The sequence below is a fragment of the Afipia dichlorophenoxyacetatis genome (genome assembly GCF_055386385.1).
Genome location: NZ_AP029250.1, coordinates 2236222 through 2260760 on the forward strand (window position 1 = coordinate 2236222; position 24539 = coordinate 2260760).

General features: G+C 59.1%; 20 protein-coding genes. 5 read left to right on the forward strand and 15 right to left on the reverse strand.

The features are described from left to right. Window positions 1-13: 13 nt before the first annotated feature. From ACZ5C3_RS10505 to ACZ5C3_RS10515, 3 genes are all read right to left on the reverse strand, one after another. A complete protein-coding gene (locus ACZ5C3_RS10505; protein WP_464037467.1) occupies window positions 14-937 on the reverse strand; it encodes a branched-chain amino acid ABC transporter permease in 924 nt (307 codons plus the stop codon). Window positions 938-1033: 96 nt separating this feature from the next. Continuing rightward, window positions 1034-2218 (reverse strand): branched-chain amino acid ABC transporter substrate-binding protein, encoded by a 1185-nt coding sequence (locus ACZ5C3_RS10510; protein ID WP_464037468.1) that lies wholly within the window; start codon window positions 2216-2218, stop codon window positions 1034-1036. A gap of 58 nt (window positions 2219-2276) precedes the next feature. Continuing rightward, complete coding sequence (locus ACZ5C3_RS10515; protein ID WP_464037469.1) at window positions 2277-2966, reverse strand: GntR family transcriptional regulator; 690 nt, start codon at window positions 2964-2966, stop codon at window positions 2277-2279. Window positions 2967-3437: 471 nt separating this feature from the next. Here ACZ5C3_RS10515 and ACZ5C3_RS10520 point away from each other — a divergent pair, with 471 nt between their 5' ends. Further along, entirely contained in the window at window positions 3438-4619 is a 1182-nt protein-coding gene (locus ACZ5C3_RS10520) for a serine hydrolase domain-containing protein (RefSeq protein ID WP_464044783.1), read from the forward strand. Window positions 4620-4647: 28 nt separating this feature from the next. Here ACZ5C3_RS10520 and ACZ5C3_RS10525 read toward each other — a convergent pair whose 3' ends face one another. The 6 genes from ACZ5C3_RS10525 to ACZ5C3_RS10550 all read right to left on the reverse strand — a co-directional run bounded on the left by ACZ5C3_RS10525 (window position 4648) and on the right by ACZ5C3_RS10550 (window position 13346). Beyond that, complete coding sequence (locus tag ACZ5C3_RS10525; protein WP_464037470.1) at window positions 4648-5424, reverse strand: bestrophin-like domain; 777 nt, start codon at window positions 5422-5424, stop codon at window positions 4648-4650. A 330-nt stretch (window positions 5425-5754) separates the two neighbouring features. After that, complete coding sequence (locus tag ACZ5C3_RS10530; protein WP_464037471.1) at window positions 5755-6750, reverse strand: Bug family tripartite tricarboxylate transporter substrate binding protein; 996 nt, start codon at window positions 6748-6750, stop codon at window positions 5755-5757. A 198-nt stretch (window positions 6751-6948) separates the two neighbouring features. Beyond that, entirely contained in the window at window positions 6949-7572 is a 624-nt protein-coding gene (locus tag ACZ5C3_RS10535; RefSeq protein WP_464037472.1) for a hypothetical protein, read from the reverse strand. Window positions 7573-7887: 315 nt separating this feature from the next. Then, a complete protein-coding gene (locus ACZ5C3_RS10540) occupies window positions 7888-11112 on the reverse strand; it encodes a beta strand repeat-containing protein (RefSeq protein WP_464037473.1) in 3225 nt (1074 codons plus the stop codon). A gap of 362 nt (window positions 11113-11474) precedes the next feature. Continuing rightward, complete coding sequence (locus ACZ5C3_RS10545) at window positions 11475-12269, reverse strand: class II aldolase/adducin family protein (protein WP_464037474.1); 795 nt, start codon at window positions 12267-12269, stop codon at window positions 11475-11477. Between the two features lie 81 nt (window positions 12270-12350). After that, complete coding sequence (locus tag ACZ5C3_RS10550) at window positions 12351-13346, reverse strand: Bug family tripartite tricarboxylate transporter substrate binding protein (protein ID WP_464037475.1); 996 nt, start codon at window positions 13344-13346, stop codon at window positions 12351-12353. 308 nt (window positions 13347-13654) lie between these two features. Between ACZ5C3_RS10550 and ACZ5C3_RS10555 the strand changes: the two genes are divergently transcribed. Both ACZ5C3_RS10555 and mddA read left to right on the forward strand, forming a co-directional pair. After that, window positions 13655-14338: an alpha/beta fold hydrolase gene (locus ACZ5C3_RS10555; protein ID WP_464037476.1), complete on the forward strand. Its 684-nt coding sequence runs from the start codon at window positions 13655-13657 to the stop codon at window positions 14336-14338. Between the two features lie 333 nt (window positions 14339-14671). Next, window positions 14672-15457 (forward strand): methanethiol S-methyltransferase, encoded by a 786-nt coding sequence (gene mddA / locus ACZ5C3_RS10560; RefSeq protein WP_464037477.1) that lies wholly within the window; start codon window positions 14672-14674, stop codon window positions 15455-15457. 102 nt (window positions 15458-15559) lie between these two features. Here mddA and ACZ5C3_RS10565 read toward each other — a convergent pair whose 3' ends face one another. The 6 genes from ACZ5C3_RS10565 to ACZ5C3_RS10590 form a co-directional block, all read right to left on the reverse strand. Then, window positions 15560-16060 (reverse strand): ion channel, encoded by a 501-nt coding sequence (locus tag ACZ5C3_RS10565; RefSeq protein WP_464037478.1) that lies wholly within the window; start codon window positions 16058-16060, stop codon window positions 15560-15562. 46 nt (window positions 16061-16106) lie between these two features. After that, window positions 16107-16916 carry an MIP/aquaporin family protein gene (locus tag ACZ5C3_RS10570; protein WP_464037479.1) on the reverse strand — a complete coding sequence of 270 codons (810 nt, stop codon included), beginning with the start codon at window positions 16914-16916 and terminating at the stop codon, window positions 16107-16109. 112 nt (window positions 16917-17028) lie between these two features. Next, window positions 17029-17652 (reverse strand): ParB-like protein, encoded by a 624-nt coding sequence (locus ACZ5C3_RS10575; RefSeq protein WP_464037480.1) that lies wholly within the window; start codon window positions 17650-17652, stop codon window positions 17029-17031. Window positions 17653-17896: 244 nt separating this feature from the next. Then, window positions 17897-19270, reverse strand: a complete 1374-nt coding sequence (locus tag ACZ5C3_RS10580; RefSeq protein WP_464038313.1) for a SagB/ThcOx family dehydrogenase — start codon at window positions 19268-19270, stop codon at window positions 17897-17899. Window positions 19271-19394: 124 nt separating this feature from the next. Then, window positions 19395-21668: a TOMM precursor leader peptide-binding protein gene (locus ACZ5C3_RS10585; RefSeq protein ID WP_464037482.1), complete on the reverse strand. Its 2274-nt coding sequence runs from the start codon at window positions 21666-21668 to the stop codon at window positions 19395-19397. A gap of 443 nt (window positions 21669-22111) precedes the next feature. Next, window positions 22112-22255, reverse strand: coding sequence for a hypothetical protein (locus tag ACZ5C3_RS10590; protein WP_464037484.1), 144 nt, complete (start codon window positions 22253-22255; stop codon window positions 22112-22114). Between the two features lie 527 nt (window positions 22256-22782). Between ACZ5C3_RS10590 and ACZ5C3_RS10595 the strand changes: the two genes are divergently transcribed. Both ACZ5C3_RS10595 and ACZ5C3_RS10600 read left to right on the forward strand, forming a co-directional pair. Beyond that, window positions 22783-23649: a VOC family protein gene (locus ACZ5C3_RS10595; RefSeq protein WP_464037486.1), complete on the forward strand. Its 867-nt coding sequence runs from the start codon at window positions 22783-22785 to the stop codon at window positions 23647-23649. Window positions 23650-23903: 254 nt separating this feature from the next. Then, window positions 23904-24449 carry a hypothetical protein gene (locus tag ACZ5C3_RS10600; protein WP_464037488.1) on the forward strand — a complete coding sequence of 182 codons (546 nt, stop codon included), beginning with the start codon at window positions 23904-23906 and terminating at the stop codon, window positions 24447-24449. Window positions 24450-24539 lie beyond the last annotated feature (90 nt).

Genomic DNA, 24539 nt, shown 5'->3' on the forward strand with positions numbered 1-24539 from the left:
TGCGCTGAAGATGTCATACGCGGTCACTCGTACGCTCGGGGATCAGTCCTGTTGGCCGCCAGGTGATCAGCGCAATCACAACGGAAAACATGAACACATCTTTGTACGAACTGGAGAACGGCATTGCGACCGCGCCAAACGTCTGCAGGAACGCGATAATCAAGCCACCGAGAATTGCGCCGTAGAAATTTCCCAATCCGCCGATGATCGCGGCGCTGAATCCGATTGCGCCGGCCAACAGCCCCATCGAGAAGCTGACCTCATGATAGTATAGCCCGATCATGACGGCCGCGATGGCTGCCAAGGAAGAGCCGAGCGCAAAGGTAACAATCACAATAAGAGTGCGATTGATGCCCATCGTGCGGGCTGTTTCTTCGTCCTGCGCGACGGAGCGGATGGCAAGTCCGAGCCGAGTGCGGTTAATCAAAAAGCTAACGGCAACGATCACAGCGCTTCCAATTGCAAACATAATGCAATTATCGGTACGCAGGGCAAAACTGCCTATCATGAATTTCCCGGTGGGCAACAACGCCGGAAACGCCTGCGGATTTGCGCCTTGCGGATAGAACAGTCGAACAGCCTCGCGAAGTGCCGTGCCGAACATCATCGTTGCGAGCAGGACGTTGAGTGGTGGGGCTCCCCGAAGTGGCAGGATCAGGCCCGTCGCCGTGACCGCCCCAACTGCCGACAACGATGCGATTGAGACGACGATCATCACGACGAGTTCTAAATAGGGATTTCCGATCCCCAGCATTCGGGCGAGAGCGTAGCCGATGAGGGCGGAAAACGCCCCAAACATGTAAACGTCACCGTGGGCGAAGTTCACCACGTCCAGCACGCCAAAGAAGAGAGTGAATCCCAGGGCGAGCAAAGCGTAGAACATGCCCAGCATGAGCCCGTTGACGACATACTGCGCGAATATACTAGGGTCGATCACAACTTTGCTCCGGCGACATGCAGGACTGACAACCAGATCGAGCAACACAGATATCCGCAGGACTCCAATGTGCCCATAAAATCGAAACCATGGCGCTCATTCGCCTAGCCTCTTGAGATGACGCTTGCCCGTGGCGTACTCGCTCTTTTCCCAATCGATCCACTTGCCGTCTTGCACGACAACAATGCCGGCCATTACGCCACTTACGTTTTGGCCGTTCTCATTGAACGTCACAGGTCCAAGCAGTGTCGGATGAGCTTTAAGGTCGTGCAAACCCGCGGTGATTGCCTCTCGCTTTGGACCAACCTTTTCGATCACATCGAGCAACAGAGTCATTTCAGCATAGGCATAGTGGCCCCAAACATCCGGGGACTGATCGTACTTCGCAGCCGCATATTGCGCGAGAAAGTCTTTGCCGCCAGGAATTTCCGTAATGGGCTCGCCGTTTCTGCGGCTCAGCGCGCCTTCCGCGAGCGGTCCAGCGGTCTTGATGAACTCATCGGAGAATATTCCGGATACGGAATCAAATTGAGCGTTGATACCGAGCTTGTCCATTTGAAGCAGGACTCGCGCACCAACCGGCGCCAAGGTCTCAACGTAAACAACTTGCGGCTTTAGCTCGGCAATCTTGGTCAGCTCTGCGGTAAAGTCCTGTTGATCGGGTGATACTCCGAACTTTGCGAGGGTGCGTCCTCCCGCCTCATCAAGAAACTTAGTGAAATATTTGTCGTTGGAAGTGCCATATGCCGTGGTGTCGTAGATGATTGCCCAAGTCTTGTAGCCCAGCTTTTTCATGAAGTCGGGACCGATCCGATTCTGATCCAGCGCGCTTGGGCCCACGCGGTTAATCTCGGGAAATTTTTGTGCGTCTGTGATCTCAGGTGCAACCGCAGTATAAACCAGCATGGGCATTTGGAATCGGTGAAACACGCCGACCGTTGCCATCGCGACCGCTGAGCAGTAGTGCGCAATCGAAGCGGAGACGGAGTTATCACTTGCGACCCGGGTGGCGACCTGGACCCCGACGTTCGGCTTGCATTCGTCGTCATAGGAATTGAGTTCGTAGTGATACTTCGCATTCGGATCGGCGTTGCGCTGCCTGACGGCTAGATCAGCTGAATTGCGTCCGCCCAATCCGATGCTGGCTGCGCCCCCGCTCAGATTGGCGATGAAAGCGAGCTTGACGGTATCCTTCGCCTGAACGTGAGATGGGGTGACAAAGGAAGAAGCGCAGAACAGCAAAGATGCCGTCACGAGGACACTCGGTTTAGAAATAATCATACGTCGTCTCCAGTCGAATGCGTCGAAGAGAATTCCACCAATGTGCGGCACCATGGACCTAGCGCTCTTTCCCCGGCTGGTCCGTTATGCGGCGTGGCGGTTTGATTGTCCGGAATTCGAGAAAATTCTCGATGTGCGTTCGCATCGCTGCAGATGCGGCCTCTTCATTTCGCGCCTCGATCGCGTCAAGAACGAGCCTGATCTCGGCATAGGCCTCGCGAAAACGTTTGAGATTTCTGGCGCTCCCACGTCGAATCCAGCGCACCTTGTCGATCAGGTTGAATAGGAAGTCGGCAACGATGCTGCTCGCGGCTGCTTTGTAAATTGCGACGTGAAAGAGCTGATCAAGTTCCAGATACTCGTCGATCCGTCCGCTTCCAAACTGATTTCCGAAATTGGTGAAGGCGAGCCTAAGTTCGGCGATATCCGCGTCGTCCATGGTTCGCGCCGCACGACCCGCGAGATAGGATTCCAGCATAATGCGGGTCTCAAGTATCTCGACGATCTCTGCGTCAGAGAGCCCACGAACGAACGTCCCGCTTTGCGGCAGGACTTCGATCCAGCCTTCGTGCTGTAAACGCGCGAGAGCAGTTCGGACTGGCGAGCGTCCAATGCCAAATTCGGCAGCAAGCTTGACTTCCGAAAGTTTATCGCCGGGCTTGTAGACCCGCTCCGTAATGCGCTGCTTTATCTCGCGATACACAACGCCCACTGTCCCCGTATCGGTGTTGGCAGGAGGAACTATCACGTTCTGCTCCTGAGGATCGGATAGGCGATCCTCGCGCAGCGCCAGGGCGCGCTTGATATCGACGAGCCTTCAGGAACACGTGTCACGCAGAGAAACAGCGACCCTGCATCGACTGACGTCAGGCACCAGGATTTCGCCATTGAAATTCCTCACCAAGCGTTCGATGAGAAAGCGTAACCGTCGACTAGTTGACTGCGATGCCCAAATGTCCCGCAAGGCTGCTCCTTTCCTCGCCACTCGTGAGTTCTGAAGATCAGTTCTCCAGCATATTCAACGCGATCGGCCTGCCTAAAATTCCCTCCCACCGTTAACTAGTTAACTCGCGACGGGATTGATATTGAATCTCCATCACACGGGGTTTGGTCGTGCTTTGATTTGGTGCGCAGATCGTTTCTGCGGCCGATTAATGCGAAGGGCGACAACGGCAGTAAATAACTGGGATCTTGATTGAATTATTGGGGCAGCAACCAGATGACGAGACTTCCGGCCGACATAAACCACCTTTTGGATCAAGCAATCGAGAATAGAAATATCCCGGGTGCGGTCGCCATGGCTGCGAGTGGAGGAGAGGTCTTCTATGAGCACACAGCCGGCAAGCGCGCGGTATCAAGCGATCGCGAGATGACGCTCGACAGCGTGTTCTGGATTGCCTCAATGACCAAAGCCATCACCGCCGCCGCGGCGATGCAGATGGTGGAGCAAGGCAAACTATCACTCGATGCCCCCATCGCAGGCGTGCTGCCGGATTTGAGCGAACCGCAGGTGCTCGAAGGATTTTCTGTCGATGGCGCGCCAAAGCTAAGGCCGGCTCGCCGTCCGATAACGTTACGCCATCTCCTGACGCATACCGCAGGCTTTTGCTACGATATGTGGAACGAGGACATGGTGCGATACCTTCAGGTTAGCGGCCTGCCGCGCATTTCGAGCGGCAAAAACGATGCGTTGAAAACACCCATCGCAACAGATCCCGGGACGCGTTGGGAGTATGGCACCAATATCGATTTCGCCGGTAAGGCCGTTGAAGCTGTCAGCGGGCTCAGACTGGACGCCTATCTGCGCGATCATATCCTTGGGCCGCTTGGGATGCGCGACACCGGATTCAAGCTCACCCCGGAATTGCGCGAGCGCCGCGTAGGCATGCATACGCGAAATAGTGACGGATCACTTGCAGTCATACCTCACGAAGTAGAACAGAATCCTGAATTTCATGTGGGGGGGTCTGGTTTGTATGGCACTGCACCGGACTACATCAAGTTCGCCCAGATGATCCTGAACGAAGGCCGAGGCCCTGCAGGAACAATTTTACAGCCGCAAACAGTTGCACTCATGCGGCAAAATCATATCGGCGAACTCAACATGCTGCCGATGAAGTCTTCACTTCCTGCTCTGACCAACGATATCGAATTTTATCCCGGTACGGACAAGAAATGGGGGCTCAGCTTCATGATCAACACGGCGCCAAGTCCGGAGGGACGCAGCGCCGGCAGCCTCTCCTGGGCGGGTCTAGCTAACACCTATTATTGGATCGATCCTGTTCGGGATGTGACCGGCGTCATGATGATGCAAGTCCTTCCCTTCGGGGATGAGCACTGTCTGGCGGCGTTTTCAGATTTCGAGCAAGCCATTTACGAATTGGTTGCGAGCGGTGAATAGGAGATGCGGCCTCCGTTCCCGAAGGAAGTCACTCCACAGCAACCTCGCGAAACGTTGTCGGTGCCATGGTCACGCCGCCGAAGGCAAAAGGCCGGTCGAAGGCCATGAGAAGGACGAGGCACAGCGCGACGGCCGTTGAAAAGATCAACATGGTCGCCGCCATCGCCGTTCGATTATCGATATGGATCATTGCGATCGTTATGAGGATCAGCATCGTCAGGAGAATGATGACGGCCCACTGGATTGGCGCGATCTGAAGCTGGCTGAGCCGGATTCTGTCGCGCCGCGTTTCAAGCGCCTGTTCGATCGCTGCCAAAGCGCGCTCCTGGGCCAACTGCTGAGCGGGCTGCGCGGGTGTGAAGGACAGGATCGCCGCCATCGCGTCAGTTAATCCAGCCGGGATAAGCTGCAGGTTGGCTTCGCCTTTGCCCATCGCGGGCCAATCCTGCGTTTCGATGAAATGGAGGTGGCGCTTGATGCTCTCGCGCAGCTTGGTGCGAACATCCGTCGGCAAAGCCTCCGCGAGGAGTACGGCTTGCCGCAGCGCACTGGCTTCCTGACCGACATATCCTCCGGCGCGATCGACATTTGTCCATACGCGCGAGGACAGGAAGGCGAGGAGGAGGGCCAGGATCACCGCGAGAGGCGTCAACGTCACAGGCGACGTCGCCTTCAAGTCCTTCGCCACTGCGCGCTTGGACAGGATTGTGGCTGCGCCGAAAATCGCCATCGTCAACACGTAACAGAAGGCGAAAACAAGAAGCGTGATGACGAGGATCGATTGGGATTCTACCCAATGCAACATGGGTCCTCCTGATCTGGCTACGTCTGCCTTATCTCATCGCGATTTAGAGTGCGCCGAACGCTCTTGAAGAGAACCGCCATTTTGGGTGGCGTGCAGCCAATAGGCAACGCAGAACTCCTGAAATCAAGACTCTCATGACTGCCCAATCGAGGTAATCGCTCGGCTGCTTCCTGCATGTGTGGGAGGTTCATGTTGAGATCGTGCGATGATGCCGAAGCCGTTAACTGCTGCGCTGCGGCAATTGTTGCGTCATCTCGACATGACAGAGCCCGCGAGGCGACCCGCGGGCTCTGTCGTTTAGCGTCTCATCGTCGCTGATGCGGCAGTGGTTCAATCCACTTTCAGGTTTGCGGCCTTGACCACTTTCTCCCACTTCGCGGTCTCGTCCTCGATCATCTTGCCGAAGGCTTCCGGCGGCCCAATCAGCGGTTCACCGCCGAGATCGATCAGCCTCGCCTTGATCGCCGGTTCGGCCAGCACTTCGTTCACAGCCGTATTGAGCTTGGCGATGATCTCCGGCGGCGTCTTCTTCGGCGCGCCCATGCCGAACAGTGCGCTGGCCTCATAGCCGGGCACCGTCTCGGCGATGGTCGGGACATCCGGCAGCAATGGCGAGCGCTGGGCGGTGGTCACGGCCAATGCGCGCAGATTGCCCGAGCGGATGTGCTGGATGATCGACGGCATATTGTCGAAGATCACCTGGACCTGGTTGCCCGTCATGTCGGTGATCGCAAGCGCAGCGCCGCGATAAGGCACGTGCTGCATCTTGGCGCCCGTCATCATCATGAACATCTCGCCGGACAGATGCACTGACGTGCCATTGCCCGACGACGCCATGTTGATCTTGTCGGGATTGGCTTTCACATCGGCGATAAATTCGGCGACGTTCTTCGCGGTGACCTGCTTGTTGACGGTCATCACATTGGCGGTGCGGTGGAAGGCGGCGACCGGCGCGATATCACGCAAGAAGTTGAAGTTCAGCTTCGCATACAGCGTCGCATTGATGTAATTCGCCGGATTGACCAGCAGCACCGTGTAGCCGTCGGGCTCCGCATTCGCCACGGTCTCGGTGCCGATATTGTTTCCGGCGCCCGGCTTGTTCTCGATGACGAATTGCTGGCCCATCTTCTCCGACAGGCGTTGCCCGATCAGGCGTGCCAGAATGTCGGTGGCGCCGCCCGGCGGGTAACCGACGACAAAGCGGACGGGCCTGTTTGGATAGTTTTGCGCTTGTGCCAGCGCCGGCGTGACAGATGTGAGAGCAGATGCAGCAAATGCAGAAAAACCAAACGCGATCAGACCGATCGCGGCACGACGTGACACCATATTTAATTTCCTTTTCGTTCCCTCCGGCTGCCGCGACTTGGCGCGCGGTCAACGTGTGTTGAGTTGACAACACCCGACTGTGGCAATCAACCCTACTATCGACCATTGCGACACACCTGCGGCATCCGCCCAAAGAAGCGCCAAGAAACCGGGCAAGAGACCGGGCAAGGCGCGGCGGCGACAAGTCCCTCCGGTGCATTACGACCGCGCAGTTTCCCTTTTTGGAAAGCCGCCGATGAACCGTCCAGCGATCCAGCCGATCAAACCCAGGAACGGTATCGGTGCGAGCGGCGCAAAGACAAGAAGAGCAATGCCCGAGTCGGGATCAAGAGGGTATGGACCGAACCAGAGCGGCATGCCGATCACGGCCTGAACAATGCCGATGCCTTGCCCCGCATCGCGGACGTTGGAAACCATTTCGGGGGCCAGGAAAAACAGCGGCACGTTGAGAAGAGACATCGCGGTTGCGGAAAGCCACATCGCAGTCCGGGCCGATGCAGAGTTCGGTGACAGCCGGCAAATCACGTACAAAACAACAAATCCCCAGTTCATGATCGCGAAATCAAGGGGCAGCTGAAAAATGAATGTTGAAAATTGATATCCGGATGGTCCGGCCTGCAACAGGCCGGATTTGTAGCCAAGATAAAGAAGTGTGGCGATGACGCTTGGGCCGATAGAAACGGTCAAGAACGCAATCAGAGGAATTTGTGTCCAGGCGAGCGAGCGACCGTTTGCAGAGACCGCGTGTCGTCCCTTGAAGTATGCGAGCAATATCGCCAGCAGCATCACTGCGAGGACTGAGTGTTTAAATAGGTCGGACATCAGAAGCATTGTGGCACACCTCGCTTGAGCTGGATCGACCCGTTCGGGACCTGTATGCGGCTGCACCCGGAAATCATTGGTGGTTGCTTCGTCGAGCGAGGTTCAACCAGTCGACAGTCTCAGCTCATTCAGTCTGGGGCGCAAGCAGACCGAGACTGTCACTATCGAAGTGATGGCGACAGACTCTTCATCGAAACCGCTCGGGGGCCGAGCATCATCTCTCCAGGCAAGTGCCTTCGCCATGTCATGTGACAGATCTTAACGAAACAGCCGCGCATCGCGCGGCTGTTTCCGTTTTCAGCTTAAGTGCAAGTATCAGAACGGTACCGAGGCGCGGGCGCGGTAGATCCAGATACTGGCGTTGCCGCCGATGCCGCTGAACTCGGTGCCGAGGGCGAGCTGTCCGCCACCGGCGAATTTGGCGGTTACCCCGCCGATGGCACGTGCGGAGAAGCCGTCGAGCACGACCGCGCCCGGAAGTCCGGACACCGCTGCCGCCGCGAGTGCATTGTCGGAATTGAAGTAATAATCGCCGTACAATCCGAGATAAGGCGCGATCGCGATCGTCGATGACCATGCGACGGGATAGGCGACCTTAACACCACCGCTCGCGCGCCCGGTCGAGAAGTTGCGTTCAGTCTGCAACGTGCCGAGCGAGTCCGTATAGGCGTTCTCGCGCTCCCATAGCGCATAGACGCGTGCGGAAGGCTCGATCTGCAGGCCGAAGCCCTGATAGGCGCCGGTCAAGCCGCCGGACACCATCAGGCGTTTGCCGTTGAAGTTGCCGGATGCGGTGTTGGCGCTGCCGTCATAGCCGATGCCGGAATAGGCCACCGCCGCATCGAAGCGAACGGTCTCGGTCAACTTCCAGCCGAGATAGGAGCCTACGGTCCAGCCGTTGCCCGTCAGATGACCCTGCAAGGCGTCGGACCGGTAGTCGAATGTTTCATAGCCGCCGAGCACGCCGACGAGGAAGTCCGGCGTCACCCGTCGCGTCAATCCGGCGATCATGTTGACCTGACTGCCGTAGAGCACGGACGCACCAGCGACAGTGCCGCCCGCGCCGCTACCGGTGCCCCAATGGTCGAGCACGGAGAAGCGCACGTCCGCCCAACCCAGCCAGTCGCGTTGCTGGACGTAACGCGGCGGCGCCTTGGTGGGCGCGGCATACGCCAGCGCGCCAAAGGCATCGTCGACGCGCGAATTCGAAGTGTTGGTGTTGCTCGTTGATGATTGCGCGGCAAAGCCACGCCCGGTCGATGCGAACGATCCGTTGGCGCTCGAGAATGGGTCGCTGGAATGTGGAGCACTGCCGTCCGCCGGCTGGCCGTCGGAATCAGCAGCGAAGTTGAAGCGCACGCCGCCGCCACTCGGCGTCACCAGTGCGCCGCCGCCACCACTAAAACCTTCGGAGATGGCAGCATCGACCGCACCGGAAATCGCAGCACCGGAATTCTGCGCCACCACCGGCGCCGCCAGCGCCTGCATCGCGCGCAGCTTCAGACTGTCTCCAGGCGCACCGACCGTCTGGTTCAGTGCCGCGGAGGTGCTGGTGTTGAACGATGCACTGCCGCCATAGACTGCAGTGATGGAATGCGAGCCGGTCGTCAGCGACGAGATCGTGAACGTCGCCACACCGCCTCCGGCCAATGCCACACTGCCGATCGCGACACCACCGTCCTTGAATGTCACCGTGCCCGTGGGCGTGCCGCCGCCGCTGGTCACCGTCGCGGTAAAGGTCACGGCTTCACCGATCTTGCTCGGATTGGCCGAGGAGGAGAGGGCCGTGGTGGTCGCCAACAGGTTGACGGTCTGCGTCAGCGCTGTCGATGTCGATGTCGCGTTGTTGCCGTCGCCGCCATAGACCGCAGTGATGCTGTGGCCGCCTGACGTCAACGCCGAGGTGGTGAAAGTCGCGGTCCCGCCGGCAAGCGTGACCGCTGCGCCCAGATTGGACGCGCCATCCTTGAATTGCACCGTGCCTGTCGGCGATGCGCCGGTCACCGTTGCGGTGAAGGTCACCGATTGTCCCGGCGCGCTGGGATTGACTGACGACACAACGGCGGTGGTGGTCCCCGCCGCATTGACGGTCTGCGTCAGCGGCGCCGAGGTCGACGTCACGTTGTTGCCGTCGCCGCTATAGACCGCAGTGATGCTGTGGCTGGTTGTTGTCAGCGCTGAGGTCGTGAACGTTGCAACGCCGCCGGCAAGCGTCACCGCTGCGCCGAGATTGGACGCGCCATCCTTGAATTGCACCGTTCCGGTCGGCGAAATGCCGGTCACCGTTGCGGTAAAGGTCACCGATTGGCCAAATGTGCTGGGATTGTGCGACGACGTCAGGCCGGTGCTGCTTCCCGCCGCATTGACGGTCTGTGTCAGTGCCGGCGTCGAGGTTGACGTCGCGTTGTTGGTGTCGCCGCTATAGACCGCGGTGATGCTGTGGCCGCCTGATGTCAGCGCTGAAGTGGTCAAGGTTGCGACGCCGGCGGCAAGGTTCACCGCTGCACCGAGGTTTGAGGCGCCGTCCTTAAATTGCACTGTCCCGGTCGGCGAAGCGCCGGTCACCGTTGCGGTAAAGGTCACCGATTGACCGAGCGTGCTCGGATTGGGCGAGGACCCAACGGTGGTGGTCGTCGTCGCCTTATTGACGGTCTGTGTGAGTGCCGGCGTCGAGGTCGACGTCGCGTTGTTGGTGTCGCCACTATAGACCGCGGTGATGTTGTGGCTGGTTGTTGTCAGCGCTGACGTCGTGAAAGTCGCGCTGCTCACGGTAGCGTTGATGGCGGTAAGCGTAACTGCACTGAGATTGCCTGCGCCATCCTTGAATTGCACCGTGCCGGTGGGGGAGGAGCCGGTCACCGTTACGGTGAAGGTCACCGATTGTCCGAACGTGCTGGGATTAAGCGAAGACCCAACGGTGGTGGTCGTCGTCGCGACACTGACGTTCTGTGTCACTGCCGCCGAGGTTGACGATCCGTTGTTGGTGTCGCCGCTATAGACCGCGGTGATCGAGTGGCTGCCTGGGGCGAACGATGGGACGACAAGGCTCGCTTGGCCGCCGCTGACAGTACCTGTGCCGAGGGAGGTGCCTCCATCAAAGAACTCCACCGTTCCTAACGGCGCGACACCGGTCAGCGTCGCGGTCAACGTCACCGGTTGGTTCGGCGCGCTGGGATTGGGCGAGGACACAAGGCTAGTGGTGGTCGCAGACAGAACGACTTGTGTCACCGTGTTCGAGGTCAATCCCGGGTTGTTAGGATAAAACGCTGTGATGTGATGAGTGCCCGCGGTGAAGTTTGTGACGGTAATGGCCGTCTGGCCGAGAGCGACAAAAGCTGAGCCCAGGATGGTGGTTCCATTATCAAGGAACTGTAACTGGTCGCCTATCTGGACGGCGCCGCCCGCGTCCGTTGCGATTAACTCCACCGAATCGCCAACCACGCTGGGATTTTTGACCGATGAAACCACGAAGTCCTGCGCGAAACCCGCGCCTGTCCCGCCGACAAGACCAAGCAAGACCGTGGCGAATATAAAAGCCACGCGAGCGGAAAAAATCCGCTCCCGAAGCGCCGATAAAACCCTAAACAACTGCCGTCCCCTGCCGTGGCCGGAACGCTGCCGTTGCAATGGCTTGAGCAATTCCTATTCCCGGTTGAGGGGGAGCATTCCCATACCTCACAACCGTTGACTATGGCCGTCGTGGGCCGGGTTCCTGTTTCTCGTTCAGGGTGTGTTTTTGATGCAACGAAAGGGCGTGATTCATGCGCTCCGCAAGCCGAAATGAGCAGTCACGGATTGTTGATGGAGGAGTAACTCTGCGCTGAATGAGAATCCCAACACCAGCCGCGTCGCGCGGCGGGTGTGTTCTTATGTGATGAAGAACAGCTTCGCTGTCGCGTCCATCAATTCCGATAGGACGGATCAGCGCGGTCGAGCTTGCGGAGAAGGGCGGGCCACGCCAGTTCACCACTGAGGCCCGGCACGTTGTCGCGCGGCTTCATGCGATCGTAAGTCTGCTGCAAGACCTCTTGCGGAGGCGTGATCAGTTTAGTGTTGCAGGACAGGGCCGCGACCTGCACCTGGCAAGCGCGCTCCATCCGAAACAGAACGTTGAAGGCCGCGGCAATCGTCTTGCCGACCACGAGCAGTCCGTGATTGCGCAGCACCATGGCTTCATGATCGCCGAGATGAGCGACGAGTCGCTGGCGCTCTTCGGGATTGTCCGCGATGCCCTCGAAGTCGTGGTAGGCGACGTGGAGGAAACGCATGCAGGTCTGCGCGACCGGCAGCAATCCGCATTCCATTGCCGAGACCGCCATCCCGGCCACGGTGTGGGTATGCGCAACGCAATCGACATCATGGCGCGCCATGTGGATCGCACTGTGAATGACGAAACCGGCGGCGTTCACGCCGTAGTCGGATGCGTTGAACAGGACGTTGCCGTCGACATCGATCTTGACGAGGCTCGACGCGTCGATCTCCTCATAGAGCAAACCATAGGGATTGATGAGAAATTCGTTGTCCGTGCCCGGCACGCGGCATGAGATATGGTTGGCGATCATCTCGGTCATGCCGTACATCGCGGTGAGACGATAACAGGCCGCCAGATTGACGCGCGACTGCCATTCCTCCGGGCTGACCTGTTCCTGGACCGATCGAACGACCTTCACGGCCGGTGCACTGACAGCAGCGTTCATCAATTTCACCCTTGATTATTTGAGTGCAGGCTAGTGACCGCCCGTCCTATGGGCAAGGGGGCGACGATGCGCCTCAGCCATTCATTCCACGGTGATGTTCGCATCGCGAATGAGCTTGCCCAGGCGTTCCCGTTCACTCACCACATGGGCGCCGAGTTCGGCCGGTGTCATCGCCCATGGCACGTTGCCGATCGCTTCCATGCGTTTGCCGAAATCGGGCGTGTTCACGATGCGCGTGATTGAACCAGAGAGCTTGTCCAGCACGGGCTGAGGCGTGCCGGCCGGCGCGAACACCGCGAACCACGTTTCACCGACAATGCTGGGATAGCCCAGCTCCTTGAATGTCGGCACGTCCGGCAACTGCGGCAGGCGCTGTTCCGACAACACGGCCAGCGCACGATAGAGGCCTGCCTTGTGGTTTGGCACTGTATTCGTCAGCGCCTCCACATTGCTGTCGACGATTCCCCCGAGCATATCGTTCATCGCAGGCGCAGCGCCGCGATAATGCACATGCTGGAGCTTGACCCCGAGCCCGCGCGCCACGATTTCGCCCATCAGATGCACCGTGCTGCCCGGTCCGTTCGTGGCGTTATTGACCTTGCCCGGATTGGCCAACGCATAGGCCCGAAATGCCGCGATGTCGGCGGCGGGAAAGTCCTTTCTGACGACGAAGGCGAACGGCACCTTCACGACCATCGCGACCGGCGCGAAATCCTCAAGCTTGTATTTGATAGATGGAAGCAGGTGAGGGTTCGTCGTAAACGTCGTCGCGCTGGCGAGCAGCAACGTATAGCCGTCCTTGTCTGCGGCGGCGACCGCCTGTGCGCCGAGCGACGTACTGGCGCCGCCGCGATTTTCAATGATGATCTGTTTGCCGAAGTCCGCGCTGAGTTGCTCGACCAGGATGCGCCCGACGATGTCGGTTGTTCCGCCTGGCGGAAATGGCACGACGAGCGTGATGTTGTGATCGGGATAGGTTTGCGCTTGCGCTTGACTGCCGGCGAAGACTTGGGTGCCGGCGAAGATCAGCAGCGCCACCATGCCTCCGAGCACTCGAGAAAAACCGAGCGTGAGCATCCAGTTTCCTTCCCCGATATCTCGCGCCATTCGGCGTCGTCGTCTTGCAATCGGAAGACTGGCACACAACATCGCCTCCGCAAAGATGCAGCCACTCTGCAGGGCTGCATGCAGGCCCGCTCAAATCAACATTGCTGCGATGGGTTGACGTCGCGTGCTGCTAAGGCGTGGTGACGCGAAGGCTTGTCTTTTTTTACCTCATTTAACCGCACGAGCGATCGCTCCTGTTCGATAATACCGTTGCGCACGGTCGCTTCACTGCGACGAGCCGGGACATCCTGGCCAAGATCAACGAAGGGAGCAGCGTCATGGCAATCGATAAGGTCGTTCTCGTACATGGAGCTTTTGCGGATGGCTCTTGCTGGGCAAAGGTCATCCCTCTGCTGACGAAGCGAGGGCTGAAGGCCGTCGCAGTTCAAAATCCCCTGAGTTCGCTGGCTGACGATGTGACGGCCGCCCATCGCGTGATCGGCATGCAGGAAGGTCCGGTTCTTCTGGTCGGCCACTCCTGGGGCCGGGCCGTCATCACCGAGGCCGGCAACCATCCGCAGGTGAAGGGTCTTGTCTATATTGCGGCCGGTGCGCCAGACAGCGGGCAGTCGTTCGACGATTGGTGGAAGCCTTATCCTCCGGCGCCGGGCGCGGCCGAAATCAGGCCTTATGGCGATGGGTACGTTGCGCTGACTCAGAACGGTGTTCGCAAACACTTCATACAAGACGTTCCTCAGGATGAGGCGGATCTCGTGTTCGCCACGCAGGGACCGCTGGCCGTGAAATGCTTCGGCGCCAAGATCACCGAGGCGGCGTGGCGCTCCAAGCCGACATGGTACATCGTCGCGGCTCACGACGAGACCATCCCTCCCGCCGTCGAGCGCGATTCCGCAAAGCGGATGGGCGCCCAGACGCTCGTGCTTGAAAGCTCGCATGTGCCGATGCTCTCTCAGCCCGATGTTGTCGCGGACTTCATCGCAAAGGCGGCGGCTTCTCTCTGAGAACGAGACGGAGCGGGGCCGCCACACCAAGGCGCGGCTCAACACCACGCTGCGGGCGCCGCAACGTGCGTGGGTGATCATGGCGGACGAATCCGCTCCGATGAATGAGTCCCGACACACCAGTCGCTTCGTGCGGCTGGTGTGTCGTCATGTGGGCGAACGCCTCACATTGGCGTGGTGCGCGCTCGTACGGACGATTGGGCGCGATCGCCTCGCGACACCTAAGGCCCAGCCGCACAGAGTCCGTTGGCAGTAGGTCAGCGGCGACTCACCGCGCCAGCGGGGTCGACTTTGGCAACGGCGATTTCGTACCTCAAATCATGAGAATTAAATATGTCCACATCCCTGGAAAATGGGCCAGCACATCGGCCGGCCTCCGCCCTCGGCTCGCTCGTCGCGCGGAGCTTCATACTCGGCTATGGGACGCTCGCCTATCTCATCTTTCTCGTCGCGTTCCTATACGCGATCGGCTTCGTGTCGCAGTTCCTGGTCCCGAAGACAATCGATAGTGGCACGGCGAACTCGCCTCTGCATGCCTTGATTGTCAACCTTGCGCTGATGTCGCTCTTCGCCGTCCAGCACAGCGGCATGGCGCGACAAGGCTTCAAGAAGCTGTTTGCGAGATTCGCCTCGCCTGCGCTCGAACGCAGCACCTATGTGTTGCTGGCGAGCTTGACGCTTCTGCTGCTGTTCTGGCAGTGGCAGCCAATCACGACGGTCGTTTGGCAAATCGAGACGCCTACGCTTGTCTCTGTCGCGATTGCCGGAGGCTTTCTCGGCTGGCTGATCGTGCTTTACAGCACTTTCCTGATCAACCATTTCGAGCTGTTCGGCTTGACTCAGGTGGTCAGTCATTTCACGGGTCGGCTCGCCGAGCCGATCAAGTTCAAGATGCCCGGCCTCTATCGGGTGATCCGGCATCCTATCTATCTCGGCTTTATCATCGCATTCTGGTCGGCGCCGACGATGACGCTGGGCCATCTGTTATTCGCGGCAGTGACGACGACTTACATCTTTGTCGGTATCTGGCTCGAAGAGCGCGATCTGGTCGCGTTGTTCGGTGAGGAATATCGCCACTACAAGCAAAAGGTCGCCATGTTGCTGCCCGGCGTGTTCTGAACATATTTGGCGCCATCCTCGCACATTCATTGAACGTGCAGCGCGCGCTGTAGGCCAGCGCGTGGCTGCCCGCCGTAGCGGTTCTGCGGGCGGAGCGCAGATTTAGCTCCGTTCGCGTTTGTCCTCTAGTCGATCGATGAGTCGCCTCTGCGATGACACCAAATCGATGAGTGCGCTGGTGGTCCAGGCGAAGGTGAACAATCCCGAAATTCCGATGATAGGACTGATAAGCCGCCAATGCGGTTCGAGGTCGACACTTCCGTAACCGAGCGTGGTGTAGGCGTTCGCACAAAAGTAGATCGCGTCGTAGCCGCGCGCAATCAAGCCCAGATATGTGAGGGTGTATGCCCACATCATAAACTCAACGATATGCAGTGTGAGCAGAAGGAAGATGGACCAACCGAACAAGAGAAATGCCGCGACGAGGTGGGGCCGGTCCAGACGAAGCCGTCGTTCACGCCGCCTACGCAACACGAGAATAAGGTGGAGACCGGCACCATGGAACATCACGAGAAAAACCAGCATGACTGCGCCGACGCCGAGCGCGGCCAAAGGTTTTAAATCATCCGGAATTCTGGCAAGGAATGACGAAAGATCGGGCATGCGCTTACTTAGTCCTTACGGCAGGACAACCTGTTTTTCCGACGCTTCAAGCCTTATCGGGGTGCTCGATCTCGGTGTAGAGATCGCCCTGTGCCGCACCTGAGCCTGCGCGGCCGCCGCCGGCACCGCGGAGCACCCATGCTCCACCCACTGCGAGAACCGCACCCACGAGTGGGCCTGCGACATACACCCAGTAGCTCGTGAAGTCGGTTGCAACCAGGTTCGGACCGAACGTGCGCGCGGGGTTCATCGATGCTCCCGAGATAGGGCTCCCCCACAGTCCGGCGAGCGCAATGTACCCGCCGACGCCGATCGCGCCGAGCATCCCGATGTTCTGGGCGCCGGACGCGGTGCCGAGAATGACACTGACGAGACCGAGCGTCAGCACGGCCTCCATGAGGAACGCAGCGGACGCGGAGTATCCCGGCGCAGGATAGTTCGACCCGTAGCTGGCCGACACGTCGATCACCGCGTGCAGGAACAGTGCCGCGAGCGTTGCACCGATCAACTGCACGACGATGTATCCCGGCACGCGCCCCCATGGGAAATCGCCACGCAACGAAAACGCGATACTGACCGCAGGATTGAGATGAGCGCCAGACACCTTGCCCATGAAGAGGATGATCGCCATCACCATCAGACCGGGTGCGACAACCGCAGCGGCACGGCTGATCGTACCGGGAAAGGCCTGTCCCATCATGCCGCCACCGGCGGCCACAAGGACGAGGAAGAACGTTCCGAGCAACTCCGAGAAGAGGCGGCGCCACTCTTGGCTCGGATCGCGGAAGTTGTTCAGCGCCGCGACGAGCTCGTGATCCGCATGGCTCAGTATTATTTCGGCCTCTGCATGCGCCATGAACTGTTCTTCCCTCTCATCGATGCCGCCGTCCGTTAGCCTCTCAGCGGGCCAGCACGGCTCGTCTGGTCCTCGGCGCGCTTGCGCGTTTCTCGCGCTGATGGGCATGTCTTCAATCGTCGTCCAAGACGGGACCACACCAGCCGGGCAAGTAGTTCGCCTCATCGTTTTTCGCTAATTCCAGAGCTTGCTCGAGGGCGTACTCGAAGTGGGTCTCAACGGTTTTGCGCTTGACCCGTCGACGCAAAAAATCGGCCCACAGGAATTCGCTGAACGGCTCCGTGTCCTTGGCGTATCCGCCGGCGCGTCGCAGCTCGCCCGCCAACGAGCGGTACGGATCGTCAACAAGCTTGGCAACGCTCTTCGGCAAATCCTTGTAAGGACGCAGGCGGCCCTCGTCGTCGTAAGGATGCATCAAACTGAGATTGTCCAGGACGAACCAGAACGACTCGGGCTCCAGCGTCCTGAGGTTTTTCACCACGGTCACCAATACATTTTCGACGCCTTCGTCGAGCAGCGCCCGCGCCAGGTGGTGATGATCGATGACGTAGTGGCGGTCCTCCGGGCCAAGCACGACCGGGATCATATGCTTGCCTAGAAACTCGGCTCCTTTGCTTTTGCTCTCGTCATGCCAGCGCTTGCGCTTCTCCTTGACCTCACGAAAGCCGACCGTCATCTGGGTCGGGCGCAGGTCTGCAATCGCAACGGGCTTGAGAATGGGTTCGCGAACCGACATCGTGCGACCTCCTTGATCATTAATCCAGGAATGTCCGCTTTCAGAAGAAGACGCCGTCGCCTCATCAGCAAACGAACAGGCTTCGCCGCCCGGACGCCTCCCTTCCTCAGACCCGACAATGAAGCGCCCGCATTCCAAAGTAGCAGGTTTTCACGGCTTCGGGTTGGTCAGGGATGCTGACTGAGTTCACGCCATTGTATCGTGCCCGAGTCTATGCCCAAGCGGGGTCAAACAGCGACGTGCGCTAGTTTGGGCTCGCCTGTTTCCTGCCGCGTCCGAGCGCGAATTGACCGACCGGACCTTCGACGTGGAATTCGAGCTCCGTCATTTTTGCAAACCGATCGATGTTATTGGTGCCGATGGCGCAGCCACCGAGGCCCATATCGGTCGCGGTCAGATAGAATGTCTGGATCAGGCTGCCGACATCCTTCAGGATCAGCGAATAAGCGATTGACGAGTACTTCCATGAGATCCGCCCGAAGCGCGCGGCGATCGTGATCAGGATCTGCGGCGGACCGGATGCGTCCATGGCAAACTCGGCTGCGGCTGAGAGCGCCTGAAGTTGCTGAGCAGAGACTTCGATCGCGACCAGCGCGTGGCCGCCTGCGTCGTAGTGGTAGAGTCCGCGTGCAAGCCCCTCGCAGTTCGAGACCGCCAGATACAATTCCAGTTCGTACGCGCTGCCCGCCGACGGATAGGGTCTTGCGCTGTAAGTCATCTCAGGATCGCCTTCGGAATTCTCGCCGCTTGTCCATTCCGACAGCACACGGGCTGCGGTGTTGAGAAACTGCGCGAGCTCGGCGAGCGTGATGGGATGCTGGTCGTCGAAATCCCGGATTGAATGCCGTTCGCGCAACAGCTTCGCGAAGGGCGAAATCTGATCTGACGTGGAGAATTTGCGCACGTCGATTGTTGGGCCGGGCCAGGGTGGACGCACCGCGGGCAGGGGTGGAACGATATCCGCATAGGTATAGGCGCCGCCGACGGGATTGGAATGCCGGCCCTCGGTGCTGCGCGTGTGAAACACCAGATCGTGGAAATCCCAAAGCACGAGATGGCCGTCGCCTTCATTTACCCGAAGGCCGTCGCCGTCCTGCGCAGTGAGCTTGAGCAGGATCTGGCTGTCCAGCAGCAGCTCAAGCAGTTCAAGATTGAAGGAGGCCGCCTGTCGGAGTTTGCTGATCTTGTGAGGCAGTGACAGTGTCGCGAGGGTCGCGGCGATGGCGGGATCGCTGATCCGAAACAGCGCACCGGCGCGCGGCGATTCCAGCACCATCTCATTGCCACGCCGGCGCAGATAGGCGAAGCGCGACAGCACGACGGTATCAGCGTTGCCGAGCTTTGCGCGTTGCGGCCAATACTCTGACATCTGCGGCTCGATGACCACGAGATCCCGCTCGTCACGCACGGAGAAGAGCCGGTATTCGAGAAGTCCATGCTGTGCCAGTCGATGCACCAGCGCGTCGACGTCCTTCGCGACGGCGCTCTTGCCGGCAAAGGACGCGAGCGGCAGGCCGCTGGTCAGGTGTCGCGCGCGCTCCATCGCATCAGTGCTGAATCGTCCAAGACTGATCGAATAGTTGCCCGAGGAGGCGGCGATATGTCCGTCTGCCTGCATCTGCAGCGAGAAATAACGGTTCAATCGGGCGGCGATGACTGGCGCGATTGTCCCGATCGGCTTTTTCTTGGTCGTTTTCTTCTTCTTCGGCTTTTTTCGAGGACTGCGCACGAAAGACCGGCCTTCAGGTGTGCGGAAGGAATGGCGTGAGTTCGCTTTCCAGCCGCGGGCGATCCAACAATCCAAGCTTTACCGGGACATCATAAAGCCGGCCCGGCGCAAAGCGGCGATAGAAATGCCGCAAGCCAGGTACGAGCACACGGACGACGGGGACCTCGACGTCGGGCCGCGTCTGGTCGAGCACGAGGAAATCATACCCCGCTTGGGCAGCGATCTCGACACAGGCATTCACCTGGTCGCGCGTATTGCCGTGAACCTTAAGGCCAGGCGCCGGCGGAACGATCGGGTTATCGCTTGGAAGCAGGAACGGATAATCCTCCAGGCGCAGCGGCGTGACACCGTCAAGGGACGGCTTCTCGCCACTGGCGCCGCCCATCATGCCGATCGACATGAACTGTGTCAGCTCGGTGAGCGAACGGAGCAGGGCGATGCGACGATCGAAATGCGCGCCGGAGCCGAACTCGATATTCTCGTGTCCATTCTGCATCCAGTGCACGATCGCGACGTAGGTGGGAATGCCGAGATCGCTGGTGATGTCGAGCACCCAGAGCTTGCGTCCGCTTTCAGTAAACTGGGCTCGCAGATCCTGCACATAGGAATCGTTGAATTGTGTGAGGTCGACTTCCGCACGCTCCAGCCGGTTGTACCACCAGATCGCATAGGCATCGCGCTCGACGAGTTCGAGGAAGCCTTGAACGATAGCTTCCTCGCGGGTGTTGCCGGCCGCGCAGCCGTTTGAATCCGTGGGAGCGTTGCCATAGAAGAAATAGAGCAGGCCGGTTGGGAGGTATTTGAAACGCTTGTCGCGTAACGACCAGACCGGCGACCACTCGATCTTGGCTGAGGGATCGAGCGGCTCGGGAACCGGATGTGAATCGTCTTCTTGCCGGCTATTCCTGTTTTGAAACTGTGTTTCGCTGAAAAGCTGAACGTCATTGGCGAGCAGGGCGTCGCCGGGCGCGAAATCGGTAAAGCGGCGCTCCATCCTGATCTCGTCACCCTGGAAAATGCCGGAGTAACGTTCGATCGATTCCATCAGCGCGCTGGCCTCGCCCTGTTCGGCGGTGGAGCCCTTGCCGAAGCTGCCGCCGCTGAGGCCAGACCTGAGCTGATCGAGGCTCAAGGCCGGTGCAGAGAAATTGTGATGCGCAAAGAAACTGGTGTTCATCGGCAGATCGACCTCGATCCGCTCAAGCCGCGAGACCACGCCGGTTAACGGGCTGACATGTTTGCGGAAGCGCGCGACCGTGTCTCGCGACGTCACGGTGCGGTACCCGCCGCTGGTCATGATGAGTTCTTTGCCCTCAGCAATCTCGATCGGCGTTGCCGCCCGGCGCGGACTCTGCAGCTTCTTGCTGCCGCAGGTGGGACATTGCGGGCGCTTCGCGACGGTATGCTTGGCGATAACCGCACCGGTCAGGTCGAAGCTTGCAATGTGATCGCACAGATCGGTGCGAAAACCGGTGGCAATCGCCTTGGCGATCTCGATGGCCGCGAAGTGGATGGCGGTTTGTCCGACGGTGTCGTTGACCAGGGGCGATACTGCGACGGCCTGCGCCGATCCGCGATTGAGAAATCCCTTGATCTCCCGATTGCGGATCATGCGATCGAACAGACACGTCCAGCAGGCGCTCTCGCCCGGTTTAAAAATAGGTCCCACCAGCGGAAACACGCCGGACGGCTGCACCAGCAGCCATGGAGTTTTATCTGGCGTCTTATCGGCCACGCGCTTCTGGTTTATCTCAGCCAGCCGCCGGTCGAGATAATCGTTGACCAGCGTGATCGTGAGTTTGGGTGACCGCTTGGCGATGTGAACGCCGAGTTTGCTCAGGGCCGCGGTGAGTTCATTGGCGCCTTTGACATCGATCGATTCCACCTGCACGGGCCAATCGCGGAGATTTTGTTCGGCGACATCGGGAGGCAGGCCGAGGCTCGCCCAATATCCGGCCACAGTGCTCGCCGATGCGTGCGATGCACTTGGCACGACATAGCGGCGATCGAGCAGCCGCTTGATCGCTTCCTCGATCTTGTCGGCCGGAAAATGCTTCGAAAGCTGGCGAACGATGTCTTGCGCAGCCTTGCCATTTTTTCCGATTGCGGCAGTCACCGCGCAATAGAGCGTGCCATGCAGGAAGAACTTGCGATCCTCCGAATAGAGGCAGACCACATCGGGAGGCAGCACATAGGCGGTGAAGTTCGGCGCAAACCGCAAAATCTCCTTGCGGGTCTGCTTTGCAACGCGGGTCTTGCCATTGCGGGTCTTGCGCTTCGTTGTCATCGGGTCAGCACGCGGATCCTGTTGGTCATTTCAAATCGCAAGCGGCATTGCAAACCGTCGGCGTCGCGCTGCGCGACCAGTAGGCAGGCAAGCAGCCAGCGCGGGCGAGGCGAACGTTGTCATGGAAACAAGAAACTAGTGGAGCGGATTTGACGTTCGCGACCATGCCTCCGCGACTTCGTGATGCGAACGTCAAATCCCAAAGCTCCACTAGAATTTTATATTTGCCATTGGTCTTTCGATTCTAACGTTCGCAAGAGTGCCTGCCGAGAAGGGATGCGAACGTTAGAATCAAACCAATGGCCGGGTCGATCGCGCGCCCGGCCAATGAAATCGTGGCTTTTCGATACACGCTATGAGGCGAACGTCGGATTCAGGACACTAGCACCAGCGGCAGCTGCCCCACGATGCACAGCAGCCTGCGCACCCGACGACGCCCCATCCTAAACCCAAGCCAACGCCACATCCGCCGCATCCGATACCGATGCCACATCGGCAAGATCTGCAGCCACGGCAACCACCACAGCCACGGCAACCACCGCAGCCGCGGAAGCCACCACCACAGCCGCGGGCGCCGCCGCATCCACGGCAACCGCCGCATCCGCGCTGGGCTATTTGCACGAAGTCACCGACATCTTCGTTGTCGACGAGATGGAAGGTGGCGAGACTGACGTCGGAAAGCTCTTCTTCACCGAGCGTGACCATCATGCCGGGCACGAAATTCGGTACGAAATTCGGTCTTTGTTGAACGTCGCCTGTTGGCACAGCTGATGCCAACGCGCTTCCCGCCATTGAAAAAGTCAAACCGGCAGCGCCTAACGCCGGTATGGCGGTTCTCGTCACTCGCTTCTTTTTCGAAGCCTGCTTCACCCGCGGCATGGTCACATCCTCCGACATTGCAAGAAGGATCGTGGGAGGTATCCTACGCTGACTAAATAAAGTGGGCAAGAATTTCGCATACACGAAAATGTGGTGCCGCGCACACTCCGATCGCGTTCATCTTCATGAACGATATCAGCACCACATCTTCGCACAATGACCCGGCGCGTGCATTGCAACGGGCGGCATAAATGGTCTTCAGGATTGGGTCTGCAGGATTGAACGGAGAATTCGCGTGGTCGATCAAACTGGACAGTTCGCTTGGTATGAACTCCTGACCACGGACCTCGCGGCAGCACGCGCCTTTTATGGCAAGGTCGTCGGCTGGGATGTGAAGGACGCGTCGACGCCGGAACTGGCCTACACGGTGCTCACTGCCGGCGACGTTCAGGTCGGCGGGCTGATGGAAATCCCGGAAGAAGGGCGGCGATTGGGGGCAACGCCGCGATGGGTCGGCTACGTCGCCGTCGATGACATGGATGTGACGGCCGCACAGATCAGGCGTCTCGGTGGAGCGGTCTTGCTGCCGCCAACGGACACCAATATCGGCCGCGTTTCAGTGGTCGCCGATCCGCAAAAGGCGACTTTTGCGCTGGTCAATGGTCTGACGTATGGCCAACGGCAACCCGGCGGGTTGGATAAGCCTGCGCGTGTGGGCTGGCACGAGTTGCTGGCTGAAGACCGCAACACAGTCTTTGATTTTTACGGCGAGCTCTTTGGCTGGCAGAAGGCCAACAGTGAAACCGATCCGGCAGATTTATATCAATTGTTCTCAGTGGCCGGTCAGACCATCGGCGGCATGCTCACCAAGCTTCCGAGCGTCTATCAGCCGTGTTGGCTTTATTACTTCAATGTCGACGATATCGGCGTAGCCGCCAAGCGCGTCACTGCTGGCGGAGGCCATATCCTCCAGGGTCCAATCGAATTGCCCGATGGTTGCTGGATCGTGCGATGTGCCGATCCTCAGGGCGCGTTGTTTGCGCTGCAAGGTGCTGGGCGGAAAGGCATGGAGCGTCCCTCGACCTCGGAAGTCGGTTGGTCCGCCAAGTGGGGTGACATTGCCTCACGGGGCAGGATGGTGCTTCCCGAGCCGGAGCGATAGAGCATGATCCGGAAAAGTGTGCAGCGGTTTTCCGAAAAGATCATGCTCCAACAATAGCCTCACGCGCGGGGACCAGCTCGATCAGTTCATCACGCGCCGAAGATGCGCTTCCTGCATCGATCATCGCCGCCTTGCGATGGATCCCGGCTCGCTGATCGCTATATCGTGATCCGACATGATTGGCCGCACTCTCGTTATGGCTAGCATTCTGTTAATGGACCTGCGGCATACTGTCTCAGCTAAAAGGAGAGTGTATGACGTCAATTGCATCATCATCGAACATCTCGCCTCGTCAGCTGCTTCAGAACGAACTGTTGTCCGAAGTGTCGTCCGGGACCGTTTCGTCCACGGACCAATCCGCTCTGTCCTCCGCGCTCGACGACATCGATCAGTCGCTCAGCGCCGACAGCTCGGGCCAGTCTTCCGGCTCCAAGCCGGGCGACATGAAGTCGAAGATCGACGACCTGATCTCGAACGAAGTCAGCAGCGGAAAGCTGACCAGCGATCAGGCGAGCGAACTTCAAAACCTGTTCAAGAATGCCTTCGCCAATGGTACCGGCGGCGCAGGCCACGCCCATCATGGTGGGCATCATCACGGTGGTCCGCCACCGAGCGGCGACAGCTCGTCGTCGGACGCCACTGACACCACGGGCTCTTCCAGCAGCAGCGATAACACGTCGCAGCTTCTGCAGGATCTTATTAAGTCAGTGCAAGACTCTCAGTCGTCGAGCTATTCGGCGGATGCCACGACAGCTTCCACCTCGTCGTCGACAGCTTCGCTTCTCGACTACACGGCCTGATACCCTAACCCTGATACAAAGTCGGCTTCTAGAACAGAAGCCGGTTGGTCCGCCAAGTGAGGCGACATTGCTTCACGGGGCAGGATAGTG